The following is a 9,075-nucleotide window of genomic DNA, read 5'->3' on the forward strand; positions in this document are numbered from 1 at the left end:
CGCGCAGCGGGGTGCCCTCCTCGCGGTAGTGGTCAAGGGCACGCAGCTCGTGGCCGGGCAGCAGCACACCGTCCGCGCGCACCACCCGCCACCACGGCACGGCGCCCCCGTAGAGCGCCATCACCCGCCCCACCTGGCGCGGGCCGCCCTCCTCCAGCCATTCGGCGACGTCCCCATAGGTCATCACGCGGCCGGAGGGGATCAGCTCGGCCACCTCCAGCACCCGCTCGGCGTACTCGGGCAGCTCCTCGGCGCTGTCCCCGTCCTCCGGCTCCCTGCTCTCCCGGCTCATCCGCCCCATCCTGCCGCACCCCTCCGACAGCCCCGACGACGGCGGCGCCGCACGCTACGCCGCACGCCCCTCCGCACGCCCCGCGGAGCGCACCACCGCGCGCCCCGCGCAGGGTGGCGGCGGGCCCGCTCCGGGCCGGATCGCGGTTCGATCACGCATTGTGCGGGAATCCTCAGCAGGGCGTACCATTCGGGGTCCACGTCCCCGAAATGCACCCTGATGCCCCCCTCCGCAGCCCGGGCATGCCACCATCTTCCGGGCGGTGACTGGTGATACGAGATCAAGAAGAGACGGCGAAGCAGCAGGGTGCGCAGCCTCCGGAGGAGGAGGCCCGCACCCCGGAGGCGTTGCCGCACTCCGCGACACCGCCCGGTCGGCCAGAGGCAGCGGCCCCGGGCCCGGGGGATGACTGCGGCCCGGACGGACCGGAGGGCCATGTGGACCGGGTCTCCGGCGACGAGCCGCTGCTGCCGGCCCGTGTGCACCGCCCCTCCGATCTGCTGCGGACGCTGCTCGGGATCCTCGGCATGGCCGTCGTGCTCGCCATCGCGGCCTTCGCCCACGGCACCACCGCGGGTCTGGAGAAGGACATCGGGCACGGCGCCAACCAGGCGCCCCCGCTACTGATCGACTTCGCGGGGCTCACGGCCGGGGTGGCCGTCCTCGTCCTGCCGGTGGCCTTCGCCTTCGAACGGCTGATCAAACGGGACGGACTGCGGATCGCCGACGGCGTGCTGGCCGCCGTGCTGGCCCACGGAGTGTCCCTCGCCATGGACCTCTGGGTCGCCAGAGGCGCCCCCGGCTCGCTCCGCGAGGCGCTCACCCAGCCCGCGCCCGGCGGCACCTTCAGCGACCCCGTGCACGGCTATCTCGCCCCCGTCATCGCCTATATGACGGCCGTCGGCATGGCCCGGCGACCGCGCTGGCGGGTGGCCATGTGGTGCGTACTGCTGCTCGACGCCTTCGCGGTGCTCGTGGGCGGCTACACCACACCGTTCTCGATCGTCCTTACGGTGCTCATCGGCTGGGCGGTGGCCTACGGCACGCTCTACGCGGTCGGCTCCCCCAATGTGCGCCCCACCGGCCAGCACCTGCTCGCCGGGCTGCGCCGGGTCGGCTTCAACCCAGTCAGCGCCATGCGCGCCGAGGAGCCCGAGGACGAGCACGGCGGCCACGGCGACCGGGGCCGCCGCTATCTGGTCACCCTGGAGGACGGCCCGCCCCTGGACGTCACGGTCGTCGACCGGGAGCAGCAGGCCCGGGGCTTCTTCTACGGCGTCTGGCAGCGGCTGACCCTGCGGACGATCACCCCGCCGCGCAGCCTCCAGTCGCTGCGCCAGGCCCTGGAGCAGGAGGCGCTGCTCGCCTACGCGGCCATCGCGGCCGGGGCCAACGCGCCCAAGCTGATCGCCACCTCCGAGCTGGGCCCGGACGCCGTGATGCTCGTCTACGAGCACATCGGCGGCCGACCGCTGCACGCCCTGCCGGACGAGGCGATCACCGACGAGCTGCTGGCCGGGGCCTGGCACCAGGTCCAGGCGCTCCAGTCGCGGCGGATCGCCCACCGGCGGCTGGACAGCGACGCCCTGCTGGTCGACCGCAACGGCACGGTCTTCCTGACCGATCTGCGCGGCGGTGAGATCGCTGCCGGTGACGTGGTGCTGCGGATGGACATCGCACAGCTGCTGACCACCCTGGGCCTGCGGGTGGGTGCCGAGCGCTCCGTGGCCGCCGCGGTGGAGGTGCTCGGCCCGGACGCGGTCGCCGGCAGCCTTCCGCTGCTGCAGCCCCTGGCGCTCGGCCGGGGCACCCGCGCGACCCTGCGCCAGCTCGCGCGCGAGCGCGCCCAGCGCCACCGGGAGGCCGTCCTGGAGGCGTCCCACGCCGCCAAGGAGGCCAAGGAGGCCCGGGAAGCCGAGGCGAGAGAGGCACAGGAGGCCGCCGGGGGCCCGGAGGCGGCCGTCGGCGACCGTAAGACGGCCAAGGCCGAGAAGCAGGCGGAGAAGCGCGCCATCGAGGAGGCCCTGGAGGACGCCCGCGAGGAGGATCTGCTCTCCCAGATCCGCCAGCAGGTGCTGCTGGTGAGGCCGCAGGCGCCGATAGAGCCCGAACGGCTGGAGCGCATCAAGCCGCGCACCCTGGTCAGCTTCTGCGCGGGGGCCTTCGCCGCGTACTTCCTGCTGTCCCAGTTCACCCATCTCAAGCTGGGCGTCCTGGTCGGCGAGGCCAACTGGATCTGGGTCGTCTTCGCGCTCGTCTTCTCCGCGCTCACCTATCTGGCCGCGGCGCTGAGCCTGCTCGGCTTCGTCCCGGAGAAGGTGCCGCTCGGGCGGACGGTGCTGGCGCAGGTGGCCGCCTCGTTCGTGAAGCTGGTGGCGCCCGCGGCGGTCGGCGGGGTCGCCCTGAACACCCGCTTCCTGCAGCGCGCGGGGGTGCGGCCGGGGCTCGCGGTGGCCAGTGTGGGCGCCTCCCAGCTGTTCGGGCTCGCCAGCCATATCGTGCTGCTGCTGACCTTCGGCTACATCACCGGCACCGAGCGCACCCCGGCGCTCTCGCCGTCCCGGACGGTGATCGCCGGGCTGCTGACGGCCGCCGTCCTGGTGCTGGTGGTGACCGCCATTCCCGTGCTGCGGAAGTTCGTCTCGACCCGGGTGCGGTCGCTGTTCGCGGGCGTCGTACCGCGCATGCTGGACGTGCTCCAGCGGCCCAGGAAGCTGCTCGCCGGCATCGGCGGCACCCTGCTGCTGACCGCCGCGAACGTGATGTGCCTCGACTCCGCGATCCGGGCGTTCGGCGGTGAGCTGAGCTACGCGAGCATCGCCGTCGTCTTCCTCGCGGGCAACGCCCTGGGGTCGGCGGCGCCCACCCCCGGCGGTGTGGGCGCGGTCGAGGCCGCCCTGATCGCGGGTCTGACCTTCGCCGGGCTGCCGTACGAGACGGCGGCGCCCGCGGTGCTGCTCTTCCGGCTGATGGTCTTCTGGCTGCCGGTGCTGCCCGGCTGGGTGGCCTTCACCCACCTCACCCGCAAAGAGGCGTTGTAGGGGCTCGCCCGCGAAGAGGCGCTGTAGCGCCGGGGCTCGCCCGCGAAAGGGCGCTGTAGCGCTTGGCCCGCAAAGAGACGCCGTAGCGCCCGTAGAGGCCCCGCTGGGGCCCTCCCGCGGTACGCCGGGCACCAGGCCTCCCCTCACCCGTACGCCCCCGCTGTGCGCGCGTGCGGCGGTCACGGACCTCACGATGGCGGTACCCCCACCCACGGGAGAGCCGCCGTGTCCCGACCTCTGCGCCTCGGTGCGCTGTCCGCCGCCCTGCTGCTGACCGCCCTGGCCGCCGGATGCGGTGGCGACGGCGGACGGCCGGACACCTCGGCCCACCAGAAGCTGGACTGGTCCAGCTGCCCCGCCCCCTCCTCGAGCCAGGACGCGGCCGCCACCAAGGCCCCGGGCGGGGAGTGGGAGTGCGCGACGCTCCATGTGCCGCTGGACTACCGCAAGCCGCAGGGCAAGACCATCGGCATCGCCATGATCCGCGCCAAGGCCACCGACCGGCGCCACCGGATCGGCTCGCTGATCTTCAACTTCGGCGGCCCCGGCGGCTCGGGCGTGGCCACCCTCCCGGCGCTCGCGGGCAGCTACAAGCAACTGCGCACCCGCTACGACCTGGTCAGCTTCGATCCGCGCGGGGTCGGCGAGAGCGCCGGGGTGCGGTGCCTCCCGGACCGGCAGCTCGACGCCTACTACGCCGCCGACTCCACCCCGAACGACAACGCCGAGGTGAAGAGCCTGGTCCGCCGGGTCAAGACGTACGCCGCCGGATGCGAGAAGAACTCCGGCACGATCCTGCCGTACGTCGGCACCACCAACGCCGCCCGTGACATGGATCTCATGCGGCGCGTCCTCGGCGACAAGAAGATGCACTACTTCGGCGTCTCCTACGGCACCGAACTCGGCGGCGTCTACGCCCATCTGTACCCGAAGCAGGTGGGGCGCGCCCTCTTCGACGGGGTCGTGGACCCCATGCAGACACCCGAACAGGGCGCGCTCGGCCAGGCCAAGGGGTTCCAGCGCGCCCTCGACGACTATCTGAAGGCGTGCACCAGGACCAGTGTCTACAGCTGCCCCACCCAGAACCGGATCCGCACGCTGCTGAAGCGGCTCGACGGCCGTCCCGTGCGCGGCTACGGCGGCCGGAAGCTGACCGAGTCCCTGGCCGACGGCGGCATCGCGCAGTCCCTGTACTCGCGGGAGTACTGGCAGTACCTCACCCAGGGGATCGCCGCCGCCCAACAGGGCGACGGAAGGATCCTGCTGGCCCTGGGGGACGCCATGAACGGACGCGGCCCGGACGGCCGCTACAGCACCCTCCAGTCCGCCCTTACCGCCATCACCTGCGCCGACTTCAAGCAGCGCTATACGGTCCCGGACATCGAACGGAAGCTGCCCACCTTCCGTGAGGTCTCCCCCGTCTTCGGCGACATGATGGCGTGGGGCCTGACCCAGTGCACCGACTGGCCGGTCCGCGGCGCCTGGACCACGCCCGACGTGAGCGCCAAGGGGGCCGCGCCGATCCTGGTCGTGGGCAACACCGGTGACCCGGCCACCCCGTACGAGGGTGCCGCGCGGATGGCGAAGGAGCTGGGCCCCGGGGTCGGCGTCCAGCTCACCTACAAGGGCGAGGGCCATGGGGCGTACGACAGCGGCAACGCCTGTGTCCGAAAGACGGTCAACGCCTATCTGCTGCGGGGCACGGTGCCTCCGAAGGGCAAGGTCTGCACCTAGACCGGGGTCCGCGGCCGGGCCCGCCGTACGAACGCCGCGCGAACCGTGACGGCTTTGAGAAGAGTTGCGGACGATTCCGCCCCCGCCTCCTCATAGGATCTCCGGATATGCCGAGTTCCCCACGCACCATACGGACCAGGGCGCTGGTCTCCATGACCGCCATGGTCACCCTCCTCGCCGTCGCGGGCTGCGACGACGACGGGGAAAACGAGCAGGGCAAGGCGTCGTCCGAGCCCTCGGCGTCGGCCCCGGCCGCGCCTTCGGATTCCGGGCTGCCGGGCTCGCTCACCGGCCAGAAGCTCAACTGGTCGTCCTGCCCAGCCCCGACCGCGATGCAGGGCACCGGTGAGAAGCCGGGAAGCGAGTGGGAATGCGCCACTCTCAAGGCGCCGCTGGACTACGCGAAGCCCAGAGGCGAAACGATCGATCTGGCCATGATCCGCGCCAAGGCCACCGGATCGGGCAAGCGCCTCGGCTCCCTGGTGTTCAATTTCGGCGGACCCGGCGGCTCCGGTGTCTCCTCGCTCCCCGGTTTCGCCGCCGCCTACGACACCCTGCGCGCACGCTATGACCTGGTGAGCTTCGATCCGCGCGGGGTCGGCGAGAGCGCCGGGGTGCGGTGCCAGAGCGACGAGGAGATCGACGCCTCGGACGCCGTGGACAGCACTCCGGACGACGACGCCGAGGTCAAGACCGCGATGGCCGACGCCAAGGCGTTCATCAAGGGCTGCGAGAAGCGTTCCGGCAAGGTGCTCGCCCATGTGGACACCGTGAGCGCCGCGCGTGACATGGACCTCATGCGGCAGGTGCTGGGCGACGACAAGCTGTCGTACTTCGGCATCTCCTACGGCACCGAACTCGGCGGCGTCTACGCCCATCTGTACCCGAAGAGGGTGGGACGCGCGGTCCTGGACGCAGTGGTCGACCCCACCGAGGACCCCGAGCAGGGCTCCTACGGCCAGGCGAAGGGGTTCCAGCTCGCGCTCGACAACTACCTCAAGGACTGCGCCAAGAAAGGCATGGCCTGCCCGACCGGCGGCGACCCGGCGGCGGGCGCCGACCGGATCGTGGCCTTCCTGAAGAAGCTCGACAAGAAGCCGCTGTCCACCGAGAGCGGCCGCAAGCTCACCCAGGACGGGGCGCTGGGCGGTATCGCCGCCGCGCTCTACGACAAGGAGAGCTGGAAGTACCTGACGCTCGGGCTGCAGGAGGCGATGCAGCTCGAGGAGGGCAACATGCTGCTCGCGATGGCCGATTCGATGTCCGGCCGTGACGAGAACGGCCACTACAGCAATATCAACGCCGCCAACGCCGCCATCAACTGCGTGGACGACAGGCAGCGTTACACGGTGACCGACGTGAAGGCCCAGCTGCCGCGCTTCCGCAAGGCGTCACCGGTCTTCGGCGAGTATCTGGCCTGGGGCATGCTCGGCTGCACCGGCTGGCCGGTGGACGGCACCACGGACACCCCGGACGTCAGCGCCGAGGGCTCGGCGCCGATCCTCGTGGTCGGCAACACCGGCGACCCTGCCACCCCGTACGAGGGGGCCCGGAAGATGGTGCAGGAGCTGGGCAAGGGCGTGGGCGTCGAGGTCACCTACAAGGGGCAGGGCCATGGCGCGTACAACAGCGGCAACGCCTGTATGACGAAGACCGTGAACGCCTATCTTCTGGACGGGAAGGTGCCCGCGGGCGGCAAGACCTGCCGCTGACGCGCTCACTGCAGCCGTAAGGGGACCGACGGCAACCGTAAGGGGGCCGGATCGCCGTCGGCGCGGCGGTCCGGCCCCCTTACGGGCGGTGCGTACCGGAGATCAGTAGACCGGCTTGTCGGGCTCGATCTGGTTGACCCAGCCGATCACGCCGCCGCCCACATGGACGGCGTCGGAGAAGCCCGCGGACTTCAGGACGGCCAGGACTTCCGCCGACCGGACACCCGTCTTGCAATGCAAGACGATCTTCCTGTCCTGCGGAAGGTCCTGGAGGGCGCCGCCCATCAGGAACTCGTTCTTCGGGATCAGCCGGGCGCCGGGGATCGAGACGATCTCGTACTCGTTGGGCTCGCGGACATCGATGATGTCGATGTTCTCGCCGTCGTCGATCCACTCCTTGAGCTGCTTGGGAGTGATCGTCGAACCGGCCGCCGCCTCCTGGGCCTCGTCCGACACCACACCGCAGAACGCCTCGTAGTCGATCAGCTCGGTGACGGTCGGGTTCGGGCCGCAGACCGCGCAGTCCGGGTCCTTGCGGACCTTGACCTGGCGGTAGGTCATCTCCAGGGCGTCGTAGATCATCAGACGGCCGACCAGCGGGTCCCCGGTGCCGGTGAGCACCTTGATGGCCTCGGTGACCTGGATGGAGCCGATGGAGGCGCACAGCACGCCCAGAACGCCGCCCTCGGCGCAGGACGGGACCATGCCGGGCGGCGGGGGCTCCGGGTACAGGCAGCGGTAGCAGGGGCCGTGCTCGGACCAGAAGACCGACGCCTGGCCGTCGAAGCGGTAGATCGAACCCCACACGTACGGCTTGTTCAGCAGCACGCACGCGTCGTTGACCAGATAGCGGGTGGCGAAGTTGTCGGTGCCGTCCACGATCAGGTCGTACTGGGAGAAGATCTCCATCACGTTGTCCGCCTCGAGACGGCCCTCGTGCAGCACGACGTTCACGTACGGGTTGATGCCGAGTACCGAGTCACGGGCGGACTCCGCCTTGGACCGGCCGATGTCCGCCTGGCTGTGGATGATCTGGCGCTGCAGGTTGGACTCGTCGACCTCGTCGAACTCCACGATGCCGAGGGTGCCCACGCCGGCCGCGGCGAGGTACATCAGGGCCGGAGAGCCGAGGCCGCCCGCGCCCACACAGAGCACCTTGGCGTTCTTCAGCCGCTTCTGCCCGTCCATCCCGACATCGGGGATGATCAGGTGGCGCGAGTACCTGCGGACCTCGTCGACGGTGAGCTCGGGAGCCGGCTCGACCAGGGGTGGCAGCGACACGGGGACTCCGTAAGGGGAGGGAGCAGACGGTTCACCCCCGCGTGAGCGGGGTGGTTTTCTTCTTGTAACACTGCCACGCCCCATCTCATTCCATGACACGTGGTCCGAGTCGCGAGACGATTTCGTCCCAGTAGCCGGGCAGCGCCGTCCAGGGGGAATCAGTGCAGGTCCGCCCCTCGGGATGGGCCGTACGGTCGGTGAAGTAGATCGTGCCCGCACCCTGCCAGCGGGCGATCCTCAGCGCTTCCTCGAGATGCCGGCGGGGGACGCCGTGCACCTGGTGGCAGAACCGTTCGGGCGGATATCCCGCGGTCCACTCGGCCACCTGAGACCAGCGGTAGTCGGGCCACGAGCCCCGGAAGGTCACCAGCTGATCGGCGAGCTCCATATAGCCCTCATGCGGATGGATGCCCTGGCCGAGCACCAGATGGGCCCCGCCCAGCAGCGCGCGCAGCGTGGCCGCCGTACGGCGTACCTCCGGCAGTCCTGGGCGGTCCACGGGGCAGCGCTCCAGACAGAAGCCGTCGACCTGGTACCAGTCCAGGAAGTGGTTCGCATCACTGATCACCTCGCCGAAGGGGCGGGTGCCGCACCGCAGGTCGAGATGGCCCAGCACCCGTACGCCCGTGGCACGCAGCCGGGCCGCCGCCGTAAGGCAGTGCGGATCCCTGCGCGAGCCGGGGCCGCGGGCGACATTGAGGATCGCCCAGTGCAGGGGCGCGCCGGGGCGGGTGAGCTCGGCCCACTCGGTGGGCGCCACCAGGGGATGGGCGTAGCCGGGCACTCCGAAGCCCAGCCGGGCGGCGGTGGCCGGGACCTCGTGCCTGGGGTCCGCGGGGATCAGATGCGACATGCCGCCTCCATCCAGATGTCGGCGAGCGACTCCTCCAGCGGGATCCTGGAGCGCCAGCCGAGCCGGTCGCGGGCGGTGCGCACATCGGCCTGCTGCCAGCTGCCGCAGCCGTCCGGGTACGGGTAGGTGGCGCCTGCCGGGCCGCCGCCGTGCTCGCCCGCC

Annotated in this window: 6 protein-coding genes and 1 pseudogene; 3 read left to right on the top strand and 4 right to left on the bottom strand. The window is 71.2% G+C overall.

The window, feature by feature from the left end:
- Positions 1-292, bottom strand: a 292-nt coding sequence (locus GWI24_RS34570) for an MGMT family protein (protein ID WP_247617271.1), incomplete at its 3' end; no start/stop codon positions are given.
- A gap of 269 nt (positions 293-561) precedes the next feature.
- Between GWI24_RS34570 and GWI24_RS34575 the strand changes: the two genes are divergently transcribed.
- The 3 genes from GWI24_RS34575 to GWI24_RS34585 all read left to right on the top strand — a co-directional run bounded on the left by GWI24_RS34575 (position 562) and on the right by GWI24_RS34585 (position 6,779).
- Positions 562-3,333 (top strand): lysylphosphatidylglycerol synthase transmembrane domain-containing protein, encoded by a 2,772-nt coding sequence (locus GWI24_RS34575; RefSeq protein WP_210949998.1) that lies wholly within the window; start codon positions 562-564, stop codon positions 3,331-3,333.
- 225 nt (positions 3,334-3,558) lie between these two features.
- Positions 3,559-5,067: an alpha/beta hydrolase gene (locus tag GWI24_RS34580; RefSeq protein WP_210949999.1), complete on the top strand. Its 1,509-nt coding sequence runs from the start codon at positions 3,559-3,561 to the stop codon at positions 5,065-5,067.
- 107 nt (positions 5,068-5,174) lie between these two features.
- Entirely contained in the window at positions 5,175-6,779 is a 1,605-nt protein-coding gene (locus GWI24_RS34585; protein WP_210950000.1) for an alpha/beta hydrolase, read from the top strand.
- A gap of 102 nt (positions 6,780-6,881) precedes the next feature.
- Here GWI24_RS34585 and moeZ read toward each other — a convergent pair whose 3' ends face one another.
- From moeZ to GWI24_RS45810, 3 genes and pseudogenes are all read right to left on the bottom strand, one after another.
- A complete protein-coding gene (gene moeZ, locus GWI24_RS34590; RefSeq protein ID WP_210950001.1) occupies positions 6,882-8,060 on the bottom strand; it encodes an adenylyltransferase/sulfurtransferase MoeZ in 1,179 nt (392 codons plus the stop codon).
- Positions 8,061-8,145: 85 nt separating this feature from the next.
- Positions 8,146-8,913, bottom strand: a complete 768-nt coding sequence (locus tag GWI24_RS34595; protein WP_210950002.1) for a spherulation-specific family 4 protein — start codon at positions 8,911-8,913, stop codon at positions 8,146-8,148.
- Positions 8,901-9,075 (bottom strand): annotated as a pseudogene (locus GWI24_RS45810) (reductase); the annotation flags it as partial. The pseudogene GWI24_RS45810 and the gene GWI24_RS34595, both read right to left, overlap by 13 nt.

The organism is Streptomyces sp. MK37H, assembly GCF_018035285.1.
Lineage (GTDB): Bacteria > Actinomycetota > Actinomycetes > Streptomycetales > Streptomycetaceae > Streptomyces > Streptomyces endocoffeicus.